Raw genomic sequence first — 26,213 nt, forward strand, 5'->3', positions numbered from 1 at the left:
AGAAAAAGGCTTGCCGGAGCAAGCCTTCTGGAAGGTGGGGATCAGGCTTGCTGGCGGTGCTGCTTTTCCAGCTTCTTCTTGATCCGGTCGCGTTTGAGCTGAGACAGGTAGTCGACGAACAGCTTGCCGTTGAGGTGATCGAACTCGTGCTGCACGCACACCGCCAGCAGGCCCTCGGCCTCGAGCTCGTAGGGCTTGCCGTCGCGATCCTGGGCCTTGACCCGCACGCGCAGCGGGCGGTCGACGTTCTCATAGAAGCCTGGCACCGACAGGCAGCCTTCCTGGTACTGCCCCATGTCGTGGGTCAGCTCTTCGACGCTGGGGTTGATGAACACTCGCGGTTCGCTGCGATCTTCGGAAAGATCCATCACCACGACCTGCTTGTGCACGTTGACCTGGGTCGCGGCCAGGCCGATGCCGGGCGCTTCGTACATGGTTTCAAACATGTCGTCGATCAGCTGCTGCAGGGCGTCGTCGAACTCCGTTACCGGTTTGGCGAGGGTGCGCAGGCGCGGGTCGGGGAATTCGAGGATGTTCAAGATGGCCATAGGGTCAGGCAGTCACTGTGCGTTTGGTTGAAAACTGAGCACACATAATAAAGGGAAATGGAGCGTTCGGCACCTGTGAAGCTTGGCTAGGGTCTCTATGGGCTTGATAGCTGCCGTTTTGATCGACAGCTTTTCAAAGTGTTACTCACAAAGTTATCCACAGGATGTGCCGCTTCATTGGCCTCCTGCCGATCAAGGACGATCCACCATGAACCCATCCCGCTCGTCGCCTTGCACTCCGGCGGAACTGGAGGCGCGGCTGCGTCTGCATCGCCTTCCCGATATTGGCTTGCGTCGTTTCCATACCCTCATCGAAGCATTCGGCAGCGCCTCTTCGGCACTCAGTGCCCCGGCCAGCGCGTGGCGTGCTCTAGGCCTGAAGGCTTCCAGTATAGACGCCCGGCGCAGTGCGCAAGTACGCGATGGCGCATTGGCTGCAATGGCCTGGCTAGAGCGTCCGGGCCAGTGTTTATTGATGTGGGACGGCCCTGGATACCCGGCATTGCTGGCCGAGATAGACGATCCGCCGCCTTTGCTTTTCGTGTCCGGTGACCCTGCCCTGCTCGAACGGCCGCAGTTGGCGATCGTGGGCAGCAGGCGTGCTTCACCCCCGGCGCTGGATACGGCCGGTGCGTTTTCCCGTTGCCTGGCTCAGGCCGGGTTCACTATCACCAGCGGCTTGGCACTGGGTATCGACGGCGCCGCTCATCGGGCTGCGTTGAACGTTGGCGGCCACACGATCGGGGTGCTCGGCACAGGGTTGCAAAAACTTTATCCACAGCGCCATCGCGACTTGGCACGGGCCATGATCGACAGCGGCAGCGCGCTGGTTTCGGAGTACCCGCTGGACGCCGGACCACTGGCCGGTAACTTCCCGCGCCGCAACCGGATCATCAGCGGCCTGTCCCTCGGCGTGCTGGTCGTGGAGGCCAGCCTGGCCAGCGGCTCGTTGATCACCGCCCGGCTGGCTGCCGAACAGGGACGGGAGGTGTACGCGATTCCCGGCTCCATTCACCACCCGGGCGCCAAGGGCTGCCATCAACTGATTCGCGATGGTGCGCTGCTGGTGGAGAGTGTCGGGCAGATCCTCGACAGCCTGCGCGGTTGGCAGAACCTGCCTCCTGCGTCTGTGGAGAAACCGGGCCATCCACTGCTGGCGTTGCTGCATGCCGCTCCGCAGACCAGCGAGGGCCTGGCCCACAGCAGCGGGCTGCCATTGGCCCAGGTACTGGCCAGTCTGACCGAGCTCGAACTCGAAGGACGGGTCAGCAGTGAAGCCGGACGTTGGTTTGCCCGTTCCGCCTAAGTACACTGCGCATCAGGCTTAAAGCGGAGAGACAGCAATGGTGAGCAGTTGGCGTGTGCAACAAGCCGCGCGTGAGGTGAAGGCGGGTGCGGTGATCGCCTATCCAACGGAAGCGGTCTGGGGCCTGGGCTGCGACCCGTGGAACGAAGATGCGGTGTACCGCCTGTTGGCGCTCAAGTCACGCCCTGTGGATAAAGGCCTGATTCTGGTCGCCGACAACATCCGCCAGTTCGACTTCCTGTTCGAGGATTTCCCCGAAGACTGGATCGATCGCATGGGCAGCACCTGGCCGGGCCCGAACACCTGGCTGGTGCCGCACCAGGACCTGTTGCCCGAATGGGTGACCGGCCAGCACGATACGGTGGCGCTGCGGGTCAGCGATCATCCGCAGGTGCGTGAGCTGTGCGCGCTGGTCGGGCCGCTGATCTCCACCTCCGCCAACCCGGCCGGGCGGCCGGCGGCCAAGAGCCGGTTGCGTGTGGAACAGTATTTCCACAACGAACTCGATCTGGTGCTCGGCGGCGCGTTGGGCGGACGCAGAAATCCGAGTGTGATTCGCGATCTGGTCACGGGCGAAGTAGTGCGGCCGGGTTGATTGTTCGACACTTGTAGGAGCGGGCTTGCCCGCGAAAAGGCCACCGCGGTGCATGGCACCGGCTCTGCCGGTGTTCGCGGGACAAGCCCGCTCCCACAGGGGATTGGGCTGACCTTTAGATTTTGAGCAAGACAGTTGCTCCTCAAGGGAGAGAGGCACCGCTCATCAGGGTTTTCTGATTCTGATCCTCAAGACTGCACATTTCTGACTTAGGGAAATATCCTACGCAGCCTGTCGACCGCCATTACCTTCTCAGTGGGAACGTCTACCTCTAGGCTCCAGACCGTCGCCGAACAACTTGGCGATCGGGTGTGGTAACCCGGTGTTTCTGGGGCAATGCCGCTTATGGCGGCTGTGCGCGGGAGGCTTTTGCCTGCCGGAAATGCCTCCAGTCCGGTTTACCACTCCGCGTACAGCTGCCACCCAACCGTGTGGTAACGAAAGGGTGTCAGCTCCATCACTGGAGCAATTATGAAGAAGCTAGTCCCCGATCCACCCCTCCCCAAAACCACCGCCCACCCCTTCGGCCGCTGCGACGCCGGCCATCCCCCGCTCTTCACCGTCAACCCCGACATCGAACCCCACGACGCCTTGGTCCACGTCGCCCTCTACCTGCGCTGTGCCTACGACACTGGCATCAAAGCCGTTGACCACCTGAGCGACGGCGGTCGGGGCATGTTCTGGTCGAGCCTGCATGCCATCGAGCTGGCAGAGGGCCTGGTCGAAGCGATGCTGGATGGAATCGAGTCTGCGGGTAGCCCCCAAGCCTGATGACTTGAGCAGAGCCCTCGGTGGGAGCGGGCTTGTCGGGGCGACGAACCGCGGTGTGCTTTTCGCGGGCAAGCCCGCTCCTACAGGAACCGCGCGGCACGCATGAACGGCGCTGAACCTGTAGGAGCGGGCTTGTCCCGCGATGGGGCCCTCAGGGCAACAGCACCGTCGACCCCACCGTCTGGCGCGCCGACAAGGCCTCCTGCGCTTTCGCCGCCTCGCTCAGCGGATAGCGCTGCTGGATATCCACCACCAGCTTGCCACTGGCAATCATCGCGAACAGGTCATCGGCCATGGCCTGGGTGTTCTCGGCGTTATTGGCGTAGCTGGCCAGGGTCGGTCGGGTCACGTACAGCGAGCCCTTCTGCGACAGAATTCCCAGATTCACGCCACTCACCGCGCCGGAGGCATTGCCGAAGCTCACCATCAAGCCACGCGGGCGCAGGCAGTCGAGCGAAGTCAGCCAGGTGTCGGCACCTACGCCGTCATACACCACCGCGCACTTCTTGCCTTCGGTCAGCTCCAGCACACGCTTGGCCACGTCTTCATGGCTGTAGTCGATGGTCGCCCAGGCCCCCAGCGCCTTGGCGCGTTCGGCTTTTTCGGGCGAGCTGACAGTGCCGATCAGCTTGGCGCCCAAGGCCTTGGCCCATTGGCAAGCCAGCGAGCCGACGCCACCTGCTGCGGCGTGGAACAGAATGAAGTCGCCGGGCTGCACCGCGTAGGTCTGCTTGAGCAGGTACTGGGTGGTCAGGCCCTTGAGCATCACGGCCGCAGCCTGCTCGAAGCTGATGCTGTCAGGCAGCTTCACCAGGTTCGCTTCCGGCAGGGTGTGGTATTCGCCATAGGCGCCCAGCGGCCCGCCGCCGTAGCCGACGCGGTCGCCGACCTTCAAGCGGGTGACGCCCTCGCCCACCGCATCGACCACACCCGCACCTTCGGTGCCCAGGCCTGAAGGCAGTGATGGCGGCGCGTAGAGCCCGCCACGGAAATAGGTATCGATGAAATTCAGACCGATCGCATGGTTGCGCACGCGCACCTGCTGCGGGCCGGGCGGTGTCGGTTCGAAGTCCACGAGCTGCAGGACTTCCGGGCCGCCATGCTGGCTGAACTGAATACGCTTGGCCATCACACACTCCTGTTGTCGTCATCGCAAAGGCCCTCTATCGGACGCCTTTGCTTGACTGCCGTCAACTGCGGCGCGGCGCTGGCCGGTGGTATGCTACGCGGCGAATTCCTCCCTGCCCCTCCCAGGTGACCCGATGACCAGCCGTACCGAGGCCGTGAAGGCCTATCTGCTCGACCTGCAAGACCGCATCTGCGCCGCCCTCGAAACCGAGGACGGCGGCGCCCGCTTCGTCGAGGACGCCTGGGTTCGTGATGCTGGCGGCGGTGGTCGCACCCGGGTGATCGGCGAGGGCAAGCTGATCGAGAAAGGCGGGGTCAACTTCTCCCACGTGTTCGGCGCAGGCCTGCCGCCGTCGGCCAGCGCGCACCGTCCGGAGCTGGCCGGGCGTGGCTTCGAGGCGCTGGGCGTGTCGCTGGTGATTCACCCGTACAACCCGCATGTGCCGACGTCCCACGCCAACGTGCGGTTCTTCATCGCCGAGAAAGAGGGCGAAGAGGCAGTGTGGTGGTTCGGTGGCGGCTTCGACCTGACCCCGTACTACGGCAACGAGGAAGACTGCATCCACTGGCACCGCGTCGCCGAACAGGCCTGTGCCCCCTTCGGCGCCGACGTGTACCCGCGCTACAAGGCCTGGTGCGACCGCTACTTCCACCTCAAGCACCGCGGCGAACCCCGTGGCATTGGCGGGCTGTTCTTCGATGACCTGAACGAGTGGGATTTCGACACCTGCTTCGCCTTCATCCGTGCCATCGGCGATGCCTACATCGAGGCGTACCTGCCGATCGTGCAGCGGCGCAAGAACACCCCCTACACCGCGCAGCAGCGTGAATTCCAGGAATATCGCCGTGGGCGCTATGTCGAGTTCAACCTGGTCTACGACCGCGGTACGCTGTTCGGCCTGCAATCCGGCGGACGTACCGAATCCATCCTCATGTCGTTGCCGCCGCAGGTTCGCTGGGACTACGACTGGAAGGCCACCCCTGGCAGCGAGGAAGCGCGCCTGACCGAGTATTTCCTGCAGGATCGCGACTGGCTCGGCCAGTGAATCTGTGGATAACCGAGGATTTCCCATGGACCAGTACGTCGTTTTCGGTAACCCCATCGGCCACAGCAAGTCGCCGCTGATCCACCGCCTGTTCGCCGAGCAGACCGGCCAGGATCTGGAATACAGCACCCTGCTGGCGCCGCTGGACGAGTTCAGCGACTGCGCCCGCGGCTTCTTCAAGCAGGGCAGCGGCGCCAACGTGACCGTGCCGTTCAAGGAAGAGGCGTACCGCCTGTGCGACAGCCTCACGCCACGGGCGCAACGCGCGGGCGCGGTCAACACGCTGACCTTGTTGGCCGATGGCACGCTGCAGGGCGACAACACCGATGGCGCAGGCCTGGTGCGCGACCTGACGGTGAATGCCGGGGTCACGCTGGCGGGCAAGCGCATCCTGATTCTCGGCGCCGGTGGTGCGGTGCGTGGCGTGCTGGAGCCGATCCTGGCGCATAAGCCGCAATCGCTGGTGATCGCCAATCGTACGGTGGAAAAGGCCGAGCAGCTGGCGCGCGAGTTCGATGAACTCGGGCCGGTGGTCGCCAGCGGTTTTGCCTGGCTGCAGGAGCCGGTGGACGTGATCATCAACGCCACCTCGGCGAGCCTTTCGGGGGAGTTGCCGCCGATCGCCGAGAGTCTGGTCGAGGCCGGTCGCACCGTGTGCTACGACATGATGTATGGCAAGGAGCCGACGCCGTTCTGCCAGTGGGCGACGAAGCTTGGGGCGGCGAAAGTGCTGGATGGGCTGGGAATGCTCGCCGAGCAGGCGGCCGAGGCGTTTTACGTCTGGCGCGGGGTTCGGCCTGAGACCGGGCCGGTGCTGGATGAATTGCGGAGGCAGTTGGCGCGGGGGTAGAGATTACTCCTCGAACCTGATCGGACACCCGTCGATCCCCTCCAGCTTCTGCAACTCCTCCACCACCTGGGGCCTGGCCCGATGCAGGGTCAGGCTGCCGCCATTGCGCACCAGCCGGCGCGCCTCGCGGTGCAACATATCCACACCCGAATAGTCGATGAAGTTGATCTGCCGCGCGTCGATCACCACATGCGGCCCTTGGCAGCGCTGCAGGCGTACCTGCAGATAATGCGCGGCACCGAAGAAGATCGAGCCACCGACCCGCAGCACATCCGCCTCCCCTTCACGGCTCTGCTGCACCCGTGGCCGCGAGGTGCGCTTGAGGTAGAAGAACAGCGACGCCAGTACTCCTGCGTAGATCGCCGTCTGCAGCTCCAGCAATAGAGTCGCCGCAGCGGTCAGCGCCATCACCAGGAACTCCGAACGACTGACGCGGAACAGTGCGCGAATCGCCCGGTGATCCACCAGCCCCCAACAAATCAGCAGGATGCTGCCGGCCATCGCCGGGATCGGCAGGTGAGCGATGAGCCCGGCACCGGCCACGGCGAACAGCGCCACCCACAGTGCCGAGAACACCCCGGCCATAGGGGAGCGGGCGCCCGCCTCGAAGCTCAGTCCGGAGCGGGTGAACGAACCAGACGACAGGTAACCCGAGAAAAACGCCCCGACCATGTTGGAAACACCCTGGGCGCGAATCTCCTGGTCGGCGTCGATCAGTTGTTCGGAACGTGCAGACAACGAACGGGCGATCGACAGGCTGGTGACCAGCCCGAGCATGCCCACCGCCACGGCGCTGGGCAGCAGCCGTAGGATCAGGTCCAGGTCGAGCAACGGCAGCGGGCTCAGGGGCGGCAGATGGCCGCTGAACGCGGGAACGCGGGGCACGTGAGCGAAGTATCCGGGCAGCAGCCACGCCACCAGGCTTACCAGTACCAGGCTTATCAACAGCGCCGGCCAGCGCGGACGCAGGAGCTTGATGGCGATACCTATCAATAAGGTGGCCAGGCCCAGCCCCAGCGAGGGCAGGTCCACTTCGCGGGCATGGGCGAACAGGTCCTGGGCCGTCTTGAGTGCCGTGGCCTGGCTGGGCAAGTCGATGCCCATCAGGTTCGGCAACTGGCCAAGGGCAATGACGATGGCGGCGCCCAGGGTGAAGCCGAGCACCACTGAATGGGAGACGAAGTTGACCAGCGTGCCGAAGCGCAGCAGCCCGAGCAGCAGCTGGAACACCCCGCCAAGAAAGGTCAGCAGCAGGACGAGGGTCACGTAGTCGCTGCTGCCGGCCACGGCCAGCGGGCTGACACTGGCGTAGAGGACGATGGAGATAGCGGCGGTGGGACCGCAGATCAGGTGCCACGACGACCCCCACAGGCAGGCGATCAGTACCGGCACGATGGCCGCATACAGGCCGTACTCGGCGGGCAGGCCGGCAATCAACGCATAGGCGATGGACTGCGGCAGGGCGAGGATCGCGCCGCTCAGACCCACCAGCAGGTCCTGGCGCAGGCTGCGGCGCGATTGCCGGGGAAGCCAGGTCAGGAAGGGCAGCAGCTGGGTCAGGCGGGGCATGGGTTATTCACAGTCCTGAGTTTTGCCCCTTTCTGGAGCGGATTCATACCCACCGCGGCAGCGGGCAATCAGAGTTTGGCCTTGACGGCCTCCAGTGCATCACCGCCAGCCTTGCTGCTCACGCCGGCGAGCCACGCCTCCAGGACTTGTAGATGCGCCTTCACCCACGCCTTGGCTGCCTGGTCGAAACTGACCTTCTTGTCCACGACCTCGGCCATGATGGCGTTCTCCATATCCAGGGTAAATGCCAGGTTGCCCAGCAGTTTCGCGGCATTCGGGCAGGCCTGTGGATAACCGTTGCGCACCAGGGTGAACACCTCGCCCTTGCTGCCGAACCATTTCTCGCCACCGGTGAGGTAGTGCATCTTCAGCTTCACGTTCATCGGGTGCGGTGTCCAGCCGAGGAAGGTGATGAACTGGTTCTTCTTCACGGCGCGGTCGACCTGCGCCAGCATCGCCTGCTCGCTGGACTCGATCAGCTTCCACTGCCCGAGGTTGAACTCATTCTTGTCGATGATTTCCTTGAGCGACAGGTTGGCCGGCGCGCCGGAGCCGATGCCGTAGAGCTTCTTGTCGAACTGCTCGGCGTGTTTCTGCAGGTCGGCGAAGTCCTTGATACCGGCATTCCACACGTAGTCGGGCACTGCCAGGGTGAACTCGGTGCCTTCGAGGTTGCGCGACAATTGTTTCACGTCGCCGGTGGCGATGAACTTGTCATGAAAGCCCTGCTGCGCTGGCATCCAGTTGCCGAGGAAGGCGTCCACGCGGCCGTCTTTCAGGCCGCCGTAGATGATCGGTACAGCAAGGCTGTCGATCTTCACCTGGTAACCCAGGCTTTCGAGCAACAGGCGGGTGATGGCGTTGGTGGAGGCGATATCGCTCCAGCCGGGGTCAGCCAGTTTGACGGTACTGCATTGCGTGTCGCTGTCGGCCGCTTGGGCGGTCAAGATGCTCAGGCCCAGGGCCAGGGCGATCACGGCGGTGGAGAACTTCTGCATGGCGGCCTCTCTTCTCAATCCATGGGTGCGGGCTGTGGATAACGTGCCTTGCGCTCGAGGTCATCGAGATCGATATGGTTGCGCATGTACTGTTGGCTGGCGTCGACCAAGGGTTGGTGATCCCAGCTTTTCAGTTTGCCGATGGCCAGGGCCTCGGCCACCAGACGGCGGCGGCGTTGGCTGGCCAGCACCTGCTGGCGCAGGCTGGGAACGTCCCAGCGTTGCCTGGCTTCATCGACAAATGCCTGCAGCAAGCCCTGGTGATCCGGGCTGCCGGTGAGGTTCTCCCGCTCGTGCGGGTCGCGGCTCAGGTCGTAGAGTAGGCACGGGTCGTCTTCGCTGTACACGAACTTGTACGCGCCACGCCGAATCATCATCAGCGGCCCGACCGTACCCTCGGCCATGTATTCGCCAATCACCTCGTCGTGCCCGCCCTGCCCTTGCAGGTGGCCGAGCAGCGAGCGGCCGTCCAGGTGCAGGCTGTTATCCACAGCCCCGCCTGCCAGCTCGACCAGGGTCGGCAGCAGGTCACAGGTGGACACGCTGGCACTGACCCGCGCCGCGGCGAAACGCTTGGGCGCATGGACCAGCAATGGCACCCGCGCCGACATCTCGAACCAGTGCATCTTGTACCAGAGCCCGCGCTCGCCAAGCATGTCGCCATGGTCGCCGGAGAACACGATCAGCGTATCGTCGACCAGGCCGCAATCCTCGAGGGTCTGCAGCAGCTTGCCGATGTTGTCGTCGATGTAGCTGCAGGCGCCGAAGTAGGCGCGGCGCGCGTCGCGGATCTTGTCCACAGGCAGCGGCTTGTTCCACAGGTCGTAGACCTTTAGCAGGCGCTGCGAGTGAGGGTCTTGCTGGTCCTGGGCGATTTCGTCGCGTGGCAGGGGGATATCCACAGACTCGTAGAGATCCCAGTAGCGCCGAGGGATGGTGTAGGGGTCGTGCGGGTGGGTCATCGAGACGGTCAGGCAGAACGGGCGACCGTCATCCTCGCGAACGTGGTCGTACAGGTACTGCTGCGCCTTGAACACCACTTCCTCGTCGAAATCCAGCTGGTTGGTGCGCACGCACGGCCCGGCCTGCAGCACCGAGGACATGTTGTGGTACCAGCTCGGGCGCACGTCGGGGGCGTCCCAGTTCACCGCCCAGCCGTAATCGGCGGGATAGATGTCGCTGGTCAGGCGCTCTTCATAGCCGTGCAACTGGTCAGGGCCGCAGAAGTGCATCTTGCCCGACAGCGCGGTGCGGTAGCCGAGGCGGCGCAGGTAGTGGGCGTACGTGGGGATGTCGGCGGGAAAGTCGGCGGCGTTGTCGTAGGCGCCGATGCGGCTGGGCAACTGGCCGCTGACCAGTGTGAAGCGCGACGGCGCGCACAGCGGGCTGTTGCAGTAGGCCGAATCGAAGACCACTGCCTTTTCGGCGAGGCGGGCGAGGTTGGGCATCCTGATCGGCGAGGGGTTGTAGATCGGCAGCATGGGCGCGGCCATCTGGTCGGCCATGATGAACAGGATATTGGGTTGCTTCATGAGGTGCCCTTCCATCGTCGAACGTTATGTGAATTGCTTGCGATCGAGGATGCGACTGTGGATAACATGGGTAAAGCCCATGGCGGGCAATGACTGGGATTAGCTGAGCTTATGTTTGAGCACCTTGCGGGCATGTCACTGGAAAGCTTGCGCGTGTTCGAGGCGGCGGCGCGTCTGCGCGGTTTTACGGCGGCGGCACTGGAGCTGGGCACCACTCAGCCGGCTGTGAGCCAGCAGGTCAAGCGGCTTGAGGCGCAGCTGGGCACGCGCCTGTTCGACCGGATCTACCGGGGTATCGCGCTGACGGATGCGGGCCAGTCGCTGTTCGAGCAGGTCCACCAGGGTTTGCAGGCGATGGATGAAGGCATTGCCGAGGCCAGCGGTCGCGGGCAGCGCGAGGTGTTGCAGGTGGCCACCGACTTCGCCTTTGCCGCCTTCTGGCTGATGCCACGGCTGCAGCGTTTTCACGAGGCTTATCCACAGGTGGATGTGAGCCTGGTGACCGGCGAGCGCAGCCAGGGGATGCTGCGCCCCGATATCGATGTGGCCGTATTGTTTGGCGACGGGCGCTTTCATCAGGGCGAAAGCCGCTGGTTGTTCGATGAAGAGGTCTTTCCGGTCTGCAGCCCTCGGCTGACTGATGGCAAACCCTTGTCAGCCGTGGCTTTGCAACGATTGCCCTTGTTGCATCTACGCGGTGAACAGGCCAGTGGCTGGTTCGACTGGGCGGGGGTGTTTCGCGGTTTCGGCGTGGTCAGCCCGCCACCACCAGGGCAGTTGCGCTTCGATAACTACACCTTGCTGATCCAGGCCGCGATTGCCGGGCAAGGGGTCGGGATTGGTTGGGGGCATCTGGTCGATGGGTTGGTCGAGCAGGGATTGCTGTGCCGGCCGGTGGAAGGGAGTCTGCGTTCGTCGCGTGGGTATTATGTGGTGTTGCCCCCGCGCAAGCGGCGTGGGGCGTTGATCGAACGGTTCGTGGAGTGGCTGGAGCGCGAGCGAGGGACTCAGTGATGCCGTCACGGAGCAAGCCCGCGACGAGGCCCTCCGGCGTATAGTCCTACCCGCAACCACCCGTATTTCAGGAGCTATCGTGCAAAGGATAAAGGGCTACCATGCCCACGTGTACTACGACGCCTCGACCCAGGAACAAGCCCGGCAACTGTGCGAAGAGGCGGCTCGGCTGTTCCCCGTGACCATGGGCCGCATGCACCAGAAACCGGTCGGCCCGCACCCGGACTGGAGTTGCCAACTGGCCTTCGGGCCGGAGGTGGTGGGTGTGGTGTTGCCGTGGCTGGCGCTGTATCGCAGGGGCTTGGTGGTGTTTTTGCATCCACTGACCGGCGATGAGCTGGCGGACCATCGCGATCATGCGATCTGGATGGGGGCGATCAGGCCATTGGACCTGTCGATCTTCAAGCAATAGCGGTGGTCGATTCGCCGGTGAACCCGCTCCCACAGGGGTCGGTGTCATTCCTGTGGGAGCGGGTTCACCGGCGAAGAAAGCGCTACCGGATCAGCGGCGAGCGCCGCGCACCCCTTCAGCCAGCGCCGAGCACAGGCTCAGTACATCGCTCACAGCCTGCTCGGGTGACTTGGCCTGGGCGATCTTGTCGACCAGTGCCGAGCCCACCACCACGCCATCGGACAGCTTGGCGATCGCTGCAGCTTGCTCCGGCGTGCGGATGCCGAAACCGACGCTGATCGGCAGGTCGGTATGGCGACGCAGGCGGGTGATGGCCTCCTTGACGTGCTCGGTGGTCGCCGAGCCCGCACCGGTTACACCCGCCACCGACACGTAGTAGACGAAGCCCGAGCTGCGCTCGAGCACACGTGGCAGACGCACGTCGTCGGTAGTCGGGGTGGTCAGGCGGATGAAGTCGATGCCCGCGGCCTGGGCCGGGGTTGCCAGCTCGGCGTCGTGCTCTGGTGGCAGGTCGACGATGATCAGGCCATCGACGCCAACGGCCTTCGCCTCGGCGACGAACTGTTCCACGCCAAAGCGATGGATCGGGTTGTAGTAGCCCATCAGCACGATCGGCGTGGTCTGGTTGCCGACGCGGAATTCGCGGACCATCTCCAGGGTTTTCGCCAGGGTCTGGCCGGCTTCCAGGGCGCGCAGGGTGGCGAGCTGGATCGCCACGCCGTCGGCCATCGGGTCGGTGAAGGGCATGCCCAGCTCGATCACGTCGGCGCCGGCGTCGGGCAGGCCCTTGAGGATTTCCAGCGAGGCCTGGTAGCCAGGGTCGCCTGCGGTGATGAAGGTGACCAGCGCCGAGCGCCCTTCGGCCTTCAGGTCGGCGAAACGTTGTTCAAGACGGCTCATGCCTGTTTCTCCTGGGCAGCCATGTGGTTCATCACGGTTTGCATGTCTTTGTCGCCGCGGCCGGACAGGCACACGACCATCAGGTGATCCTTGGGCAGGCTCGGGGCGCGCTTGATCGCCTCGGCCAGGGCGTGGGAGCTCTCCAGCGCCGGGATGATGCCTTCGAGGCGGCAGGTGGCGTGGAAGGCGTCCAGGGCCTCGTCGTCGGTGATGCTGACGTATTCGACCCGCTTCACTTCGTGCAGGTAGGCGTGCTCGGGGCCGATGCCGGGGTAGTCCAGGCCGGCGGAGATCGAGTGGGCATCGGTGATCTGGCCATCGTCGTCCTGCAGCAGGTAGGTGCGGTTGCCGTGCAGTACGCCAGGGACGCCACCATTGAGGCTGGCGGCGTGCTTGTCGGTGTGCACGCCATGGCCACCGGCTTCGACGCCGATGATCTGCACGCTTTCGTCTTCGAGGAAGTTGTGGAACAGGCCCATGGCGTTGGAGCCGCCGCCGACGCAGGCGACCAGGCTGTCCGGCAGGCGGCCTTCCTTCTCGTGCAACTGGGCGCGGGTTTCCTTGCCGATGATCGACTGGAAGTCGCGAACCATCGCCGGGTAAGGGTGCGGGCCGGCCACGGTGCCGATCAGGTAGAAGGTGTCTTCGACGTTGGTGACCCAGTCGCGCAGGGCCTCGTTCATGGCGTCTTTCAGGGTGCCGGTGTCGGCGGTGACCGGAACGATCTCGGCGCCCAGCAGCTTCATGCGGAACACGTTGGCCTGCTGGCGCTCGATGTCGGTGGCGCCCATGTAGATCACGCAAGGCAGGCCGAAGCGCGCAGCGACGGTGGCGGTGGCCACGCCGTGCATGCCGGCGCCGGTCTCGGCGATCAGGCGCTTCTTGCCCATGCGCTTGGCCAGCAACACTTGGCCGATGCAGTTGTTCACCTTGTGCGCGCCGGTGTGGTTGAGTTCTTCACGCTTGAAGAAGATCTTTGCGCCGCCACAGTGCTCGGTCAGGCGCTCGGCGAAGTACAGCGGGTTGGGGCGGCCGATGTAGTCGCGCTGGAAGTAGGCGAGTTGCTCGAGGAACTCGGGGTCGGCCTTGGCCGCTTCATATTCGCGGGCCAGGTCCAGGACCAGGGGCATCAGGGTTTCGGCTACGTAGCGGCCGCCAAACGAGCCGAACAGGCCATTGGCGTCGGGGCCGGGGCGGTATTGGGACTGGGACATGGGGCGCTCCATAGGGGTCTGGATTGGATATCGTGTTGCCTTCTTCGCGAGCAAGCCCGCTCCCACAGAAACGGTGTGATGCTCAATACGGCACTGCACTCGTGGGAGCGGGCTTGCCCGCGAAGAGGCCACCACTTATCGATGGGCCTACTCTACCCAGCGCAACGTCCCCTGAAAACCGATAAGATTGCGACAACTCGTCAGGAAAACTCACAAGTCAAATGCCCCAGGACCTCCCACCCCTCAATGCCCTGCGCGCCTTCGAGGCCACTGCCCGGGTGAACAGCGTCAGCCAGGCCGCCGAACAGCTTCACGTGACGCACGGCGCGGTGAGCCGGCAGATCAAGGTGCTCGAGGAGCATCTGGGCGTTGCCCTGTTCGTCAAGGATGGGCGTGGCGTCAAACTCACAGATGCCGGGGCTCGCCTGCGTGATGCCAGCTTCGATGCCTTCGATCGCCTGCGCAGTGTGTGCGCCGAACTTAGCCGCGATGTCAGCGATGCGCCCTTCGTACTGGGGTGTTCCGGCAGCCTGTTGGCGCGGTGGTTCATTCCTCGCCTCGGGCGTTTGAAGGCCGATCTGCCTGAGCTGCGCCTGCACTTGTCGGCCGGAGAGGGGGATCTCGATCCGCGCCGGCCAGGGTTGGATGCATTGCTGGTGTATGCCGAGCCGCCGTGGCCCGCGGACATGCAGGTGCATGTGCTGGCCGAGGAACGTATCGGGCCGGTGCTCAGCCCGCACTTTCCCGGCTTCGAGCGCCTGCACCAGGCCCCTGCGGGTGCCCTGTTAGGTGAGGCCTTGCTGCACACCACCTCGCGCCCTCAGGCGTGGCCGACCTGGGCTGCACAGCAAGGACTGGATGCCAGTGCGCTGACCTTCGGCCAGGCATTCGAGCACCTGTACTACCTGCTGGAGGCAGCGGTGGCCGGTTTGGGGGTGGCGATCGCGCCGCAACCGCTGGTGGCGGACGACCTGCGAGCGGGACGCCTGGCGGCGCCGTGGGGGTTTTCGCCGACGCCGGCGGCGTTGGCGCTATGGGTGCCGCGGCGCGCCGCAGATGGGCGCGCCGAGCAGTTGGCGCAGTGGTTGCGCCGGGAGTTGCAGGCGCAGGGTTAGTTGCGACGGCACAGCAGGTAGGCGGCGAGCAGGCCCAACGCGCCAACGGCCACGCCAGCCGTGGTCCAGGGGTGTTCCTGGGCGTAGTCACGGGTTGCGATGCCGGTTTCCCGGGTGCGGGTCTTCACTTCTTCGTAGGCGTCGGTCAGCAGGCTGCGCGAATGCTTGAGAGCGTTCTGGGCGTTGCCGCGCAGCGCCTTCATGGTTTTCTGCGTTTCTTCCGAGGCATCGCCTTTGAGGTCTTCCAGCGTCTTGAGCAGGCTTTCGATCTCAGCTTCCATGCTTTCCAGTGAGGTCTTGCGCAGTGCGTTACGGGCCATGTGGACTCTCCTTCGCTGAGTAGGGTGTAAAGAGTGCGACTGCGCGATGTGGCGAAAGTGCGATCGAACTTTCACCCGAGGCGATGGCTCGCAGGTAAACCGGGCCTGCGCTGCTAGGCTCAATCCAGCACATCATTCAAGGAGAGCGCTCATGTCCGATCATCACACCTACAAGAAGATCGAACTCGTCGGTTCCTCGCCCACGAGTATCGAAGATGCGATCAACAATGCCCTCGCCGAAGCCGGCAAGAGCATCAAGCACCTGGAGTGGTTCGAGGTGGTCGAAACACGTGGTCACATCCGTGACAACAAGGCCGCGCATTTCCAGGTCACGCTCAAGGTCGGGTTCCGCATCGCCAACAGTTGAAACAGTGCGGGGATAGCCTGTTCCTGCTTTATGGCGTATGACTTCCAGGGGGCACCGGTACATGCCGGCGCCCTATTCTGCTTTTTTGATCCGCATAAGGAACGGTAACGATGAAGAAAGTGTTTCTGGCAGTGGGCCTGATGATGCTGGCCGGTGGTGCCATGGCGGCAGGCAAGCCGTGCGAGGAGCTCAAGAGCGAAATTGCAGCCAAGCTCGATGCCAAGGGCGTTCAGGGGTATACGCTGGAGATCGTCGACAAGGGCACGCCGGCCGGCAAGGTGATTGGCAGTTGCGAGGCCGGGACCAAGGAAATCGTCTATCGCCGGGGTTGAGGCGACGCTGAGCTCAACCGAACGCTGTAAGTGTGGGAGCGGGTTTACCCGCGAAAAAGACACCGCGTTGCCTTGTACAGGCCACACGTTTTTTTCGCGGCGCACGCCCTCCCACAGGTGGCATTTACTCGCCCTTCAACGCCTGCGCCAGCAGCTCGTACGAGCGTAGCCGGTCCGCATGTTCATACAGGTCGCAGGTAAAGATCAGCTCATCTGCGCCGGTCTGCTCCAGCAGCACCTCCACCTTCGCCCGCACCTTCTGCGGGCTACCGATCATCGCCAGCCCGAGGAAGCTCCCCACCGCATCACGCTCATGGGGCAGCCACAGCCCGTCCATGCTTTGCACGGGTGGGCGCTGCATCAGGCTCTGGCCGCGGATCAGCGCGAGGATGCGCTGGTAGACCGAGGTCGCCAGGTATTCGGCCTTCTCGTCGCTGTCCGCCACCACCATCGGGATACCCAGCATCACGTAGGGTTTGTCCAGCGTCGTCGATGGCTTGAAATGGTCGCGGTAGATGCGGATCGCCTCGTGCATGTAGCGCGGCGCAAAATGCGAGGCGAAGGCGTAGGGCATGCCGCGGATGCCGGCCAGTTGCGCGCTGAACAGGCTCGAACCCAGCAGCCACATCGGTACTTCGGTGTCGTGGCCGGGCACGGCGATGACTTTCTGATCGTCGGTGCGCGGGCCGAGGTAGCGCGACAGCTCCTCGACATCATCGGGGAAGTCGTCGGCGCTGCCAGAGCGCTCGCGGCGCAGGGCGCGGGCGGTCATCTGGTCGGAGCCGGGCGCGCGGCCCAGGCCCAGGTCGATGCGACCGGGGTAGAGGCTGGCCAGGGTGCCGAACTGCTCGGCGATCACCAGCGGCGCATGGTTGGGCAGCATCACCCCGCCCGAGCCGATGCGGATGCGCGAGGTCCCGCCGGCGAGATAGCCCATCAGCACCGAGGTTGCCGAGCTGGCGATGCCGTCCATGTTGTGATGCTCGGCCACCCAGAATCGGTTGTAGCCCAAACGCTCCACGTGCTGCGCCAGGTCCAGCGAGTTGCGTAGCGACTGGGCCGGGCCGGCATCGGCGCGCACGGGCACCAGGTCGAGGGTGGATATCTTCAGGTCGCGCAGCTGCGTCATCGGAGCCTCCGCATGAAAGTGATTGGCCAAGGGCCTTTGTGACTCTGTATGGGCACCCGGCGATGGATTCAATGGTTGGCTATGGATTGATCTGAACTTGCTGTAGGCAGTGTCCTCAGAATCCGTAGTGACACCCACTGAACATCCAGGAGGCATCATGAAAAAGACAGCATCGGCGATCTGGCAGGGAGGGCTCAAGGATGGCAAGGGCCTGCTGTCCACCGAGAGTGGCGCCCTCAAGCAGAACCCCTATGGCTTCAATACCCGCTTCGAAGGATCGCCTGGGACCAACCCCGAAGAGCTGATCGGCGCGGCTCATGCGGGCTGCTTCTCAATGGCGCTATCGATGATGCTGGGTGAGGCCGGGCTGACGCCCGAGCGCATCGACACCATCGCTGAAGTCACCCTCGACAAGCAGGCCGATGGCTTTGCCATCACCGCCGTGCACCTCACCCTCAAGGCCAAGGTGCCTGGTGCCAGTGAGGCGCAGTTCCAGGAGATCGCCAACAAGGCCAAGGCGGGATGTCCGGTGTCCAAAGTGCTCAACGCGACGATCAGACTGGATGCGACGCTGCTCTCGTAGGTGAGGCGTTGCTTGCTGTAGTCTGGAAGGGTCGGCAGCTTGCCTGCCCTTTGAGGAGCCGTTCCATGATCCGCGTAGCATTCGCCGTGCTGGCTTCGTTGCTGGCCACCTCCGCGCTGGCGGCAGTCAAGCCGTGCGAGGAGCTCAAGACCGAGATCGAGGCGAAGATCCAGGCGGCTGGGGTGCCTTCCTACACCCTGGAAATCGTACCGAACAGCGAAGTCAGTGATCAGAACATGGTCGTTGGCACCTGCGATGGCGGGACCAAGAAGATCATCTACCAGAAGAACGACCAATAGCGGTCGTTGCAGCGGGGTCGCAGTGCGACCCCGTTGTTCATGGAATGCAGAAGATGTTGCTTGGCTCGTCTACCAGCACCTGGCGATTAGCGTCGTACAGGTATACCTGCGGCTGCATCGCCGGGGCCCGGGCTTCGAGGCGATAGCGTTCGCCGGCCTTGAAGTTGTCGAAGCGCACGGTCAGGTAGCAGGTGCGCTCGGTCGGGCTGGTGGTGAAGAGCCCGGCAGTCAGCTCGTAGTCGAAGCGCACCACCAGTTCGTGGCGGCCCGGCGTGATTTGGAAGTAGCGGCCGTCGTCGAGGCGTTTGCCATCGAGCTTGTCGGCCATGATGGTGCGGCCGGGGGTGACGGTGTAGAGATCAACCCAGGCCTGGGCCGGGTCTTTGGGTGGCAAGGGGCTGGCGCAAGCCCCCAGTGCACTGAGGGCGATCAGCATCATGGGCTGGCGCATGAGGAAACTCCGCTTGCGGGTCACAGGTTACAAGCATAGCGCTGATCAGGTGCGCTGACAGCCCGCTGGCAGGCCCTGGCCGATCAGTTTCTGCTGTCCGTCATAGAGTTTCACCCAAGGGCGCAAGCCAATGCTGCCGGCTTGCAGGCTGTAGCGCTGACCGGCGCTGAAGTCCTTGAAGGTCAGGTTCAGTTGGCAGTCGCGCCACAGTGGCTCGTCGACCGGGCCGATATTGCTCGGGGAGACTGGAAACTGGTAACGCACCGTCAGCTCATGGCTACCTGGCGGCACTTCGAAATAGCGGTTGTCGGCCCAGTCGCGCTCGTCCAGCTGTACGGCGTGCAGCGAGGTGTCGTCGTCGCGGGCGAGGTCGATCCAGGCCTGGTTGGGATCGGGGTCGGGCAAGGTGGAGCAGGCGCTCAGCAGCCCGAAGGTGCCGACGGCAAACAGTGTACGCATGGCGAAAGGGTCCCCTGGCGAGATAGTCTTGGAACGCACAGGCCTTGAGCGGGATGAACAGCCCTGATGTTTCGACTTTTTCTGCTACAGCGCTCAGGCCACCGGGCTCTCGACCGCGTTTTCAGCCCTTTTGTTCCGCTGCTGGCCGCGCTCCTGCTGAGCGGTTGCGGCAGCCTCGGCTACTACGGCCAACTGGCCGAAGGGCAATGGCAACTGCTGCGTGCACGCCAGCCGGTGGAGCGCATGCTGGCCGATCCTGCGACTGACGAACGGCTGCGCCAGCGTCTGCTGCATGCCGAACAGGCCCGCACCTTCGCCAGCGAGCACCTGAAGCTGCCGGACAACCGTAGCTACCGGGTGTACGCCGATCTTGGCCGGCCTTATGTAGTGTGGAATGTGTTCGCCACGCCGGAGTTGTCGCTGCAGCCGGTCACTCACTGCTTCCCCATCGCCGGTTGCGTCGCCTACCGCGGCTACTACCGCCAGGGTGCGGCGCGCGGCGCGGCAGCGCTGATGCGCGAGGAGGGGCTGGATGTGTACGTCGGGGGTGTCGAGGCTTACTCGACCCTGGGCTGGTTCGACGATCCGATCCTCTCGTCGATGGTGGGCTGGGGCGAGGAGCGCCTGGCCACGCTGATCTTTCACGAGCTGGCGCACCAGCGCTTCTACGTGAAGGACGACACCGAATTCAACGAGTCCTTCGCCACCTTCGTCGAACAGGAGGGCACGCGGCAATGGCGCATGGCGCGCGGGCTTGCGGCGGCTCACGAGGATGGGGCGCGGCAGCGTGAACAGTTCATCCGCCTGGTGCTGGCGAGTCGCGAGCGCCTGCAGGCGATCTATGCCGGGACGCTTGCTGATGCCGACAAGCGGGTGGCCAAGCAGGCCGAGTTCGCGCGATTGCGACGTGAATACCGCGAGCTGCGCGATCGGGACTGGGCCGGTGATCGCCGTTATGACGCCTGGGTGTATGGGCCGATGAGCAACGCCAAGCTGCTGCCGTTCGGCCTGTATGACCAGTGGGTGCCGGCGTTTGCGGCGTTGTTTCGTGAGGCAGGCGGGGACTGGTCGATGTTCTATCAGCGGGTCGAGCACTTGGGGCAGCAGCCGATCGATCAGCGAAAAGCGGCCTTGCAGCGGTTGATGGCACAGCCTTGATATGCCGGGGCCGCGCGCGGCCCCGTGGCCATCAAGCCTTGATGAACGCCCGGTGCAAATCTGCCACCGTGTCGAAATGAAACTCCGGCGCCTCGGCCACCAGCTCTTCGCGGCTGCCGAACCCGTAGCCCACCGCTACAGCCTGCAGGCCATTGCTGCGGGCGCCGATCAGGTCGTGCTTGCGGTCGCCGATCATCAGGGTCTGCGCCGGGTCCAGGCGTTCTTCGTCCAGCAGATGGCGGATCAGCTCGACCTTGTTGGTGCGGGTGCCATCCAGCTCACTGCCGTAGATCACCTTGAAATGCCGGTCGAAGGCGAAATGGCGGGCGATCTCGCGGGCGAACTCCCAAGGCTTGGAGGTTGCGACGTAGAGGGTGCGGCCCTGGCCATTGAGCGCTTGCAGCAGTTCCGGCACACCGTCGAATACCAGGTTCTCGTACAGACCGGTGACCCGGAAACGCTCGCGGTAGAAGTTGACCGCCTCCCAGGCCTTGGCCTCGTCGAAGCCGTAGAACTGCATGAAGGCCTGCAGCAAGGGTGGGCCGATGAAGTGCTCGAGGCGGGTCAGGTCGGGCTCGTCGATACCCAGCTTGGCCAGGGCGTACTGGATCGAGCGGGTGATGCCCAGGCGTGGGTCGGTAAGGGTGCCGTCAAGGTCGAAGAGAATGTTTTGCTGGTGCATGTATGCGGTTCCACTCAAGTCTTGCGTCGACTGCTTCGCGGGCAAGCCCGCTCCTACAGGATAATCACAGAGCCTGTAGGAGCGGGCTTGCCCGCGAATGCGTCATTCCGGTTGATCGTAGCCTTCGGCCAGGTGCTGGTCCTTGAGCTTCACGTAGTTGCTGGCGCTGTAGGGGAAGAACGCGCGTTCTTTTTCGTTCAGCGGCCGGGCCTGCCTTACCGGGCTGCCGACATACAGGTAGCCGCTCTCCAGGCGCTTGCCGGGCGGTACCAGGCTGCCGGCGCCGATGATCACCTCGTCCTCGACGATGGCGCCATCCATGATAGTGCTGCCCATGCCGACCAGGATCCGGTTGCCCAGTGTGCAGCCGTGCAGCATCACCTTGTGACCGATGGTCACTTCGTCGCCGATGATCAGCGGGAAGCCGTCCGGGTTGAAGGGGCCGGCGTGGGTGATGTGCAGCACGCTGCCATCCTGCACGCTGGTGCGCGCGCCGATGCGGATGCGGTGCATATCGCCGCGCACCACGGTCAGCGGCCAGACCGAGCTGTCTTCACCGATCTGCACGTCGCCGATCACCACCGCCGAACGGTCGACGAAGGCGCGTGGGCCGACTTTCGGCGTGTGTTCCCGGAAGGTCCGGATGGCCATGATAGTGTCCCTCTGCAATGCCGATAGGCAGGCTGCCTGCTGCGGTCGGCGTCGATTGTAATTAAGATGGTCCCGTGTTTCTCCTGCCAAGGTATCCAAACCGTGAGTGCGAACAACCCGCTTCTGCAGTCCCACGACCTGCCACCCTTCTCCGCAATCCGCGCCGAACACGTGCTGCCGGCGATCGAGCAGATCCTGGCCGACAACCGCAAGGCCATCGCCGATATCCTCGCGCAGCAGGGCAAGAATCCCTCCTGGGCCGGCCTGGTGCTGGCGATGGACGAACTCAACGACCGCCTGGGCGCGGCCTGGAGCCCGGTCAGCCACCTCAATGCGGTGTGCAACAGCAAGGAACTGCGCGAGGCCTACGAGTCGTGCCTGCCGGCGCTGAGCGCCTATTCCACCGAGATGGGGCAGAACCGCGCCCTGTTCGATGCCTACCAGGCGCTGGCCAACAGCGCCGAGGCCGCCAGTTTCGACGTGGCGCAGAAGACTATTCTCGAGCACGCCCTGCGTGACTTCCGTCTGTCGGGCATCGACCTGCCGGCCGACAAGCAGCAGCGCTACGCCGAAGTGCAGAGCAAGCTCAGCGAACTGGGCAGCCGCTTCTCCAACCAGTTGCTCGACGCCACCCAGGCCTGGACCAAGCACGTCACCGACGAAGCCGCGCTGGACGGCCTGACCGAATCGGCCAAGGCGCAGATGGCCGCCGCTGCCCAGGCCAAAGGCCTCGATGGCTGGCTGATCACGCTGGAATTCCCCAGCTACTACGCGGTGATGACCTACGCCAGCGACCGCGCCCTGCGCGAAGAACTGTACGCCGCCTACTGCACCCGCGCGTCCGACCAGGGCCCGAACGCTGGGCAGTTCGACAACGGCCCGGTGATGGCGGAGATCCTCGACCTGCGTCAGGAACTGGCCGCGCTGCTGGGCTACGCCAACTACGCCGAGCTGAGCCTGGCCACCAAGATGGCCGAATCCAGCGACCAGGTGCTGAGCTTCCTGCGTGACCTGGCCAAGCGCTCCAAGCCGTTCGCGGCCCAGGACCTGGAGCAGCTCAAGGCCTACGCCGCCGAGCAGGGCACCCCGGAGCTGGCCAGTTGGGACGCCGGCTATTACGGCGAGAAGCTGCGTGAGCAGCGCTACAGCGTGTCGCAGGAAACCCTGCGTGCCTACTTCCCGATCGACAAGGTGCTGAGCGGCCTGTTCAGCATCGTCCAACGCCTCTACGGCATCGAAATCGCTGAACTCAAGGGCTTCGACGCCTGGCACCCGGATGTGCGCCTGTTCGAGATCAAGGAGAACGGCCAGCACGTCGGGCGCTTCTTCTTCGACCTCTACGCCCGTGCCAACAAGCGCGGCGGCGCCTGGATGGACGGTGCCCGCGATCGTCGCCGCACCGCGGCAGGCGCCTTGCAGAGCCCGGTGGCCAACCTGGTGTGCAACTTCACCCCGGCTGCACCGGGCAAGCCGGCGCTGCTCACCCACGACGAAGTCACCACGCTGTTCCACGAGTTCGGCCACGGTCTGCACCACCTGCTCACCCGCATCGAGCATGCCGGTGTGTCGGGCATCAACGGTGTGGCCTGGGACGCGGTCGAGCTGCCGAGCCAGTTCATGGAGAACTGGTGCTGGGAGCCTGAAGGTCTGGCGCTGATTTCTGGCCACTACGAGACCGGCGAGCCGCTGCCCCAGGACCTGCTGGACAAGATGCTGGCGGCGAAGAACTTCCAGTCCGGGATGATGATGGTGCGCCAGCTGGAGTTCTCGCTGTTCGACTTCGAGCTGCACGCCACACATGGCGACGGCCGCAGTGTGCTGCAGGTGCTCGAGGGCGTGCGCGATGAGGTCACGGTGATGCGTCCGCCGGCCTACAACCGCTTCCCCAACAGCTTTGCGCACATCTTCGCCGGCGGTTATGCGGCGGGCTACTACAGCTACAAGTGGGCCGAAGTGCTGTCGGCCGACGCCTTCTCGCGCTTCGAGGAAGAAGGCGTGCTCAATGCCGAGACCGGCCGCGCGTTCCGCGAGGCGATCCTGGCCCGGGGCGGTTCGCGCGAGCCAATGGTACTGTTCGTCGATTTCCGTGGTCGTGAGCCTTCCATCGATGCGCTGCTGCGTCATAGTGGCCTGACCGAGGATGCGGCGGCATGAGTGAGGGCGGTGTGATCAAGACCAAGAAACGCTTTATCGCCGGGGCGGTATGCCCGGCGTGCAGCGAGCCCGACAAGCTGATGATGTGGAACGAAGACGGCGTGCCACACCGCGAGTGTGTGGCCTGCGGCTTCACCGACACCCTCAACGAGCAGGGCTTGTCGGTGCCCAAGGAGCTCGGTACCCGGGTAAACCAGCAGGCGGTCAAGGCCGAGCCGGTAAAGGTGCAGACGGTTCAGTTCTTCCCGAACCCGAAGCTCAAGAAGCCGGATTGACCCTGTCCGCCTGACGGCACTGGTCTTCTGAGCAAACCCGGATTACTGTATGCATATACAGCAATCCGGGTTTTCCACCATGAAACCAACCCCAGTCCGTGGTCGCGGTACTGCCACCAACCCCCACAACCGCTTCGCCCCCAGCCATTCGGTGGTCGAGGACGACGGCTGGCACCAGGAAGTCCCACTCACCCAGGGCACCGAGGTGCGGATCGAAACCGCCAAGACCATCATCGCCCGCAACACCTCGCCCGACCTGCCCTTCGACCGTTCGATCAACCCCTACCGCGGTTGTGAACACGGCTGCATCTATTGCTACGCCCGGCCCAGCCACGCCTATTGGGACCTCTCCCCCGGCCTCGACTTCGAGACCAAGCTCATCGCCAAGACCAATGCCGCCGAGGTGCTCGAACAGCAGTTGAGCAAGCCGGGCTATGTCTGCGCCCCGATCAACCTCGGCGCCAACACCGACCCTTACCAGCCCATAGAGCGCGAGCATCAGTTGACCCGTCGCCTGCTCGAGGTGCTGCTGCGCTACCGGCACCCGGTGACCATCGTCACCAAGGGCTCGCTGGTGCTACGAGATCTGGACATCTTGAGCGAACTGGCCAGCCAGCGCCTGGCGCGGGTGATGATCAGCCTGACCACCCTCGACGACGAACTCAAACGCACCCTCGAGCCCCGCGCGGCGGCACCCAAGGCGCGCCTGCGGGCGATCCGCGTGTTGCGCGAGGCGGGTGTGCCGGTGGGGGTGCTGTGTTCGCCGATGATCCCGATGATCAACGACAGCGAACTGGAGCACCTGCTTCAGGCCGCCAAGGAAGCTGGCGCGCAGAGCGCCGCCTACATGATGCTGCGCCTGCCGCTGGAGGTGGCTCCGTTGTTCGAACAGTGGTTGCAGGACCATTATCCGCAGCGCGCGGCCCACGTGCTCAGCCTGATTCGTCAGAGCCGGGGTGGTGAGCTGTATGACAGCCGCTTTGGCGCGCGGATGCGGGGTGAAGGCGTGTTCGCCGAGCTGCTGGCGCAGCGTTTTCGCAAGGCTTCGCGGCAGTTGGGGTTTGAAGGGCGGGAGGGGCTGGCTCTGGATTGCACGTTGTTCTGCCCACCTGGGGAGCAGATGGCGTTGTTTTGAGAGGCTGAAGGTTTTGTGGAAACGGGTTCACCCACGAAGAACCCCCACCGTACAGTTCCACTACCCTGTAACCTGACTCATACCTACCAATAATTTCATTGGAGGGTATTGGCGGCTGATGCTTTTTTGCTATTATCCAAGCCTCCCCTCGAAAACCTGGAACGCCCGTTCTAGAGCCTCCGAATTCAGTTTCAGTTAAGTTTTCTCCGCTAGCGTAGGAAGTCAGTCCACAGCGACTGTGATTTATTACCTGTGCGCGTCATCTAATTCTCCGCATAGCCAGAATCTTTCCCCGGTAAAATGGAACTTACCTACAAACCGTCAAGAGGATGAATCATGCCCGTCAAGGACCCATCCAAGCCCGTTCCGGCCGCTCCCGCCGAGAGCGCCGATGCCGCCCTGAAGCACATCGTCGACGGCTTCCTGAAGTTTCACCATGACGTTTTCCCCGAGCAGCAGGAGCTGTTCAAGAAGCTCGCCACCGCGCAGAAGCCGCGCGCGATGTTCATCACCTGCGCCGACTCGCGCATCGTGCCTGAACTGATCACCCAGAGCTCGCCGGGCGATCTGTTCGTGACCCGTAACGTCGGCAACGTGGTACCGCCCTACGGGCAGATGAACGGCGGTGTTTCCAGCGCCATCGAATACGCTGTGTTGGCCTTGGGCGTTCACCACATCATCGTCTGCGGCCACTCCGACTGCGGTGCGATGCGCGCGGTGCTCAACCCGCAGTCGCTGACCAAGATGCCGACCGTTTCCGCCTGGCTGCGCCACGCCGAAGTGGCCCGTACCGTGGTCGAGAGCAACTGCTCGTGCGAAACGGAACACGAGAGCATGCAGGTGCTGACCAAGGAAAACGTCATCGCTCAGTTGCATCACCTGCGTACCCACCCTTCGGTCGCCTCGCGCCTGGCGGCCGGACAGCTCTACATCCACGGCTGGATCTACGATATCGAAACCAGCCGCATCGAAGCCTACGATGCCGCGAGCGACAGCTTCCTGCCCCTGGCTGCTGGCGAGCCAGTGCCGTGCGCAACTCCGAGAGGCCGCTACTAAGCGACCCCAACACCTGAAGAAACCTTGATAGCCGGCTGCGCCCACCAGGCGCGGCAGGGCTTTCTGCTGCCTTGAATTTCCCTGACCTACTTGCCGGCAATCCTGCTGGCGGCCCGCGCCTGCGCGCGATTCAGGGATCCCCGTGCCGTCGGCCAGTGGAATGG

30 protein-coding genes are annotated in these 26,213 nt (G+C 64.0%); 17 read left to right on the plus strand and 13 right to left on the minus strand.

What is annotated here, in order from left to right:
* Positions 1–41 precede the first annotated feature (41 nt).
* Positions 42–548, minus strand: coding sequence for a peptide deformylase (gene def, locus ACMGGG_RS23935; protein ID WP_054893037.1), 507 nt, complete (start codon positions 546–548; stop codon positions 42–44).
* Between the two features lie 208 nt (positions 549–756).
* On the opposite strand from def, the gene dprA reads away from it, so the two are divergent.
* From dprA to ACMGGG_RS23950, 3 genes are all read left to right on the plus strand, one after another.
* On the plus strand, positions 757–1,854 hold the full coding sequence (dprA, locus tag ACMGGG_RS23940; RefSeq protein ID WP_414154543.1) for a DNA-processing protein DprA: 1,098 nt from the start codon (positions 757–759) through the stop codon (positions 1,852–1,854).
* 37 nt (positions 1,855–1,891) lie between these two features.
* Entirely contained in the window at positions 1,892–2,449 is a 558-nt protein-coding gene (locus ACMGGG_RS23945; protein ID WP_112897038.1) for an L-threonylcarbamoyladenylate synthase, read from the plus strand.
* A gap of 471 nt (positions 2,450–2,920) precedes the next feature.
* Positions 2,921–3,220, plus strand: coding sequence for a DUF6124 family protein (locus tag ACMGGG_RS23950; RefSeq protein ID WP_063541946.1), 300 nt, complete (start codon positions 2,921–2,923; stop codon positions 3,218–3,220).
* A 151-nt stretch (positions 3,221–3,371) separates the two neighbouring features.
* Here the strand turns inward: ACMGGG_RS23950 and ACMGGG_RS23955 are convergent, their stop codons facing one another.
* The gene (locus ACMGGG_RS23955; protein WP_063541948.1) at positions 3,372–4,349 is read right to left on the minus strand and encodes an NADPH:quinone reductase; all 978 of its coding nucleotides are present in this window, start codon (positions 4,347–4,349) and stop codon (positions 3,372–3,374) included.
* Positions 4,350–4,482: 133 nt separating this feature from the next.
* Here ACMGGG_RS23955 and hemF point away from each other — a divergent pair, with 133 nt between their 5' ends.
* Complete coding sequence (gene hemF, locus ACMGGG_RS23960) at positions 4,483–5,394, plus strand: oxygen-dependent coproporphyrinogen oxidase (RefSeq protein ID WP_414154544.1); 912 nt, start codon at positions 4,483–4,485, stop codon at positions 5,392–5,394.
* 25 nt (positions 5,395–5,419) lie between these two features.
* Positions 5,420–6,244, plus strand: coding sequence for a shikimate dehydrogenase (aroE, locus tag ACMGGG_RS23965; RefSeq protein WP_065864669.1), 825 nt, complete (start codon positions 5,420–5,422; stop codon positions 6,242–6,244).
* A gap of 3 nt (positions 6,245–6,247) precedes the next feature.
* On the opposite strand, the gene ACMGGG_RS23970 is transcribed toward aroE, so the two are convergent.
* The 3 genes from ACMGGG_RS23970 to betC form a co-directional block, all read right to left on the minus strand.
* Positions 6,248–7,813 (minus strand): SulP family inorganic anion transporter, encoded by a 1,566-nt coding sequence (locus tag ACMGGG_RS23970; RefSeq protein ID WP_414154545.1) that lies wholly within the window; start codon positions 7,811–7,813, stop codon positions 6,248–6,250.
* Positions 7,814–7,881: 68 nt separating this feature from the next.
* Complete coding sequence (choX, locus tag ACMGGG_RS23975) at positions 7,882–8,811, minus strand: choline ABC transporter substrate-binding protein (RefSeq protein WP_414154546.1); 930 nt, start codon at positions 8,809–8,811, stop codon at positions 7,882–7,884.
* 14 nt (positions 8,812–8,825) lie between these two features.
* Positions 8,826–10,343, minus strand: a complete 1,518-nt coding sequence (gene betC / locus ACMGGG_RS23980) for a choline-sulfatase (protein WP_414154547.1) — start codon at positions 10,341–10,343, stop codon at positions 8,826–8,828.
* A 111-nt stretch (positions 10,344–10,454) separates the two neighbouring features.
* On the opposite strand from betC, the gene ACMGGG_RS23985 reads away from it, so the two are divergent.
* Together ACMGGG_RS23985 and ACMGGG_RS23990 are read left to right on the plus strand one after the other, a co-directional pair.
* Positions 10,455–11,357 (plus strand): choline sulfate utilization transcriptional regulator, encoded by a 903-nt coding sequence (locus ACMGGG_RS23985; RefSeq protein ID WP_112897043.1) that lies wholly within the window; start codon positions 10,455–10,457, stop codon positions 11,355–11,357.
* A 79-nt stretch (positions 11,358–11,436) separates the two neighbouring features.
* The gene (locus tag ACMGGG_RS23990; RefSeq protein WP_054893397.1) at positions 11,437–11,769 is read left to right on the plus strand and encodes a DOPA 4,5-dioxygenase family protein; all 333 of its coding nucleotides are present in this window, start codon (positions 11,437–11,439) and stop codon (positions 11,767–11,769) included.
* A 90-nt stretch (positions 11,770–11,859) separates the two neighbouring features.
* On the opposite strand, the gene trpA is transcribed toward ACMGGG_RS23990, so the two are convergent.
* Both trpA and trpB read right to left on the minus strand, forming a co-directional pair.
* The gene (gene trpA / locus ACMGGG_RS23995) at positions 11,860–12,669 is read right to left on the minus strand and encodes a tryptophan synthase subunit alpha (RefSeq protein WP_054893396.1); all 810 of its coding nucleotides are present in this window, start codon (positions 12,667–12,669) and stop codon (positions 11,860–11,862) included.
* Positions 12,666–13,883 (minus strand): tryptophan synthase subunit beta, encoded by a 1,218-nt coding sequence (gene trpB / locus ACMGGG_RS24000; protein WP_414154548.1) that lies wholly within the window; start codon positions 13,881–13,883, stop codon positions 12,666–12,668. Before trpB ends, trpA begins: the two co-directional genes overlap by 4 nt.
* A gap of 221 nt (positions 13,884–14,104) precedes the next feature.
* Here trpB and ACMGGG_RS24005 point away from each other — a divergent pair, with 221 nt between their 5' ends.
* Positions 14,105–14,998 (plus strand): LysR family transcriptional regulator, encoded by an 894-nt coding sequence (locus ACMGGG_RS24005; RefSeq protein ID WP_414154549.1) that lies wholly within the window; start codon positions 14,105–14,107, stop codon positions 14,996–14,998.
* On the opposite strand, the gene ACMGGG_RS24010 is transcribed toward ACMGGG_RS24005, so the two are convergent.
* Complete coding sequence (locus tag ACMGGG_RS24010) at positions 14,995–15,318, minus strand: DUF883 family protein (protein WP_054893393.1); 324 nt, start codon at positions 15,316–15,318, stop codon at positions 14,995–14,997. The two genes, ACMGGG_RS24005 and ACMGGG_RS24010, sit on opposite strands and share 4 nt — an antisense overlap.
* Before the next feature lie 151 nt (positions 15,319–15,469).
* On the opposite strand from ACMGGG_RS24010, the gene ACMGGG_RS24015 reads away from it, so the two are divergent.
* Together ACMGGG_RS24015 and ACMGGG_RS24020 are read left to right on the plus strand one after the other, a co-directional pair.
* Entirely contained in the window at positions 15,470–15,685 is a 216-nt protein-coding gene (locus ACMGGG_RS24015) for a dodecin (RefSeq protein ID WP_054893392.1), read from the plus strand.
* A gap of 110 nt (positions 15,686–15,795) precedes the next feature.
* On the plus strand, positions 15,796–16,017 hold the full coding sequence (locus ACMGGG_RS24020) for a DUF1161 domain-containing protein (protein WP_054893391.1): 222 nt from the start codon (positions 15,796–15,798) through the stop codon (positions 16,015–16,017).
* A gap of 124 nt (positions 16,018–16,141) precedes the next feature.
* On the opposite strand, the gene ACMGGG_RS24025 is transcribed toward ACMGGG_RS24020, so the two are convergent.
* Positions 16,142–17,146 (minus strand): LLM class flavin-dependent oxidoreductase, encoded by a 1,005-nt coding sequence (locus ACMGGG_RS24025; RefSeq protein WP_151925417.1) that lies wholly within the window; start codon positions 17,144–17,146, stop codon positions 16,142–16,144.
* A gap of 157 nt (positions 17,147–17,303) precedes the next feature.
* Here ACMGGG_RS24025 and ACMGGG_RS24030 point away from each other — a divergent pair, with 157 nt between their 5' ends.
* Together ACMGGG_RS24030 and ACMGGG_RS24035 are read left to right on the plus strand one after the other, a co-directional pair.
* Positions 17,304–17,729, plus strand: a complete 426-nt coding sequence (locus ACMGGG_RS24030; RefSeq protein ID WP_414154550.1) for an OsmC family protein — start codon at positions 17,304–17,306, stop codon at positions 17,727–17,729.
* A gap of 65 nt (positions 17,730–17,794) precedes the next feature.
* Positions 17,795–18,028 carry a DUF1161 domain-containing protein gene (locus ACMGGG_RS24035; protein WP_414154551.1) on the plus strand — a complete coding sequence of 78 codons (234 nt, stop codon included), beginning with the start codon at positions 17,795–17,797 and terminating at the stop codon, positions 18,026–18,028.
* A gap of 37 nt (positions 18,029–18,065) precedes the next feature.
* Here the strand turns inward: ACMGGG_RS24035 and ACMGGG_RS24040 are convergent, their stop codons facing one another.
* Positions 18,066–18,479 (minus strand): hypothetical protein, encoded by a 414-nt coding sequence (locus tag ACMGGG_RS24040; RefSeq protein ID WP_054893387.1) that lies wholly within the window; start codon positions 18,477–18,479, stop codon positions 18,066–18,068.
* A gap of 45 nt (positions 18,480–18,524) precedes the next feature.
* Positions 18,525–18,938 carry a hypothetical protein gene (locus ACMGGG_RS24045; protein WP_153774351.1) on the minus strand — a complete coding sequence of 138 codons (414 nt, stop codon included), beginning with the start codon at positions 18,936–18,938 and terminating at the stop codon, positions 18,525–18,527.
* A gap of 66 nt (positions 18,939–19,004) precedes the next feature.
* Between ACMGGG_RS24045 and ACMGGG_RS24050 the strand changes: the two genes are divergently transcribed.
* Positions 19,005–20,096 (plus strand): aminopeptidase, encoded by a 1,092-nt coding sequence (locus ACMGGG_RS24050; protein ID WP_197891790.1) that lies wholly within the window; start codon positions 19,005–19,007, stop codon positions 20,094–20,096.
* A 31-nt stretch (positions 20,097–20,127) separates the two neighbouring features.
* Here ACMGGG_RS24050 and ACMGGG_RS24055 read toward each other — a convergent pair whose 3' ends face one another.
* Positions 20,128–20,778 (minus strand): HAD family hydrolase, encoded by a 651-nt coding sequence (locus ACMGGG_RS24055; protein ID WP_054893384.1) that lies wholly within the window; start codon positions 20,776–20,778, stop codon positions 20,128–20,130.
* A 102-nt stretch (positions 20,779–20,880) separates the two neighbouring features.
* Positions 20,881–21,429: a gamma carbonic anhydrase family protein gene (locus ACMGGG_RS24060; protein WP_054893383.1), complete on the minus strand. Its 549-nt coding sequence runs from the start codon at positions 21,427–21,429 to the stop codon at positions 20,881–20,883.
* 66 nt (positions 21,430–21,495) lie between these two features.
* On the opposite strand from ACMGGG_RS24060, the gene prlC reads away from it, so the two are divergent.
* The 4 genes from prlC to ACMGGG_RS24080 all read left to right on the plus strand — a co-directional run bounded on the left by prlC (position 21,496) and on the right by ACMGGG_RS24080 (position 26,049).
* Positions 21,496–23,583, plus strand: a complete 2,088-nt coding sequence (prlC, locus tag ACMGGG_RS24065; protein WP_054893382.1) for an oligopeptidase A — start codon at positions 21,496–21,498, stop codon at positions 23,581–23,583.
* Entirely contained in the window at positions 23,580–23,858 is a 279-nt protein-coding gene (locus ACMGGG_RS24070; protein WP_112897047.1) for a YheV family putative zinc ribbon protein, read from the plus strand. The genes prlC and ACMGGG_RS24070 overlap by 4 nt, the downstream gene beginning before the upstream one ends.
* 79 nt (positions 23,859–23,937) lie before the next feature.
* Positions 23,938–24,993, plus strand: a complete 1,056-nt coding sequence (locus ACMGGG_RS24075; protein ID WP_112897048.1) for a PA0069 family radical SAM protein — start codon at positions 23,938–23,940, stop codon at positions 24,991–24,993.
* A 336-nt stretch (positions 24,994–25,329) separates the two neighbouring features.
* Entirely contained in the window at positions 25,330–26,049 is a 720-nt protein-coding gene (locus ACMGGG_RS24080; RefSeq protein ID WP_054893379.1) for a carbonic anhydrase, read from the plus strand.
* The last annotated feature ends 164 nt before the right edge of the window (positions 26,050–26,213 follow it).

It is taken from the genome of Pseudomonas sp. BNK-44-b (assembly GCF_047456245.1).
GTDB classification, from domain to species: domain Bacteria; phylum Pseudomonadota; class Gammaproteobacteria; order Pseudomonadales; family Pseudomonadaceae; genus Aquipseudomonas; species Aquipseudomonas machongensis.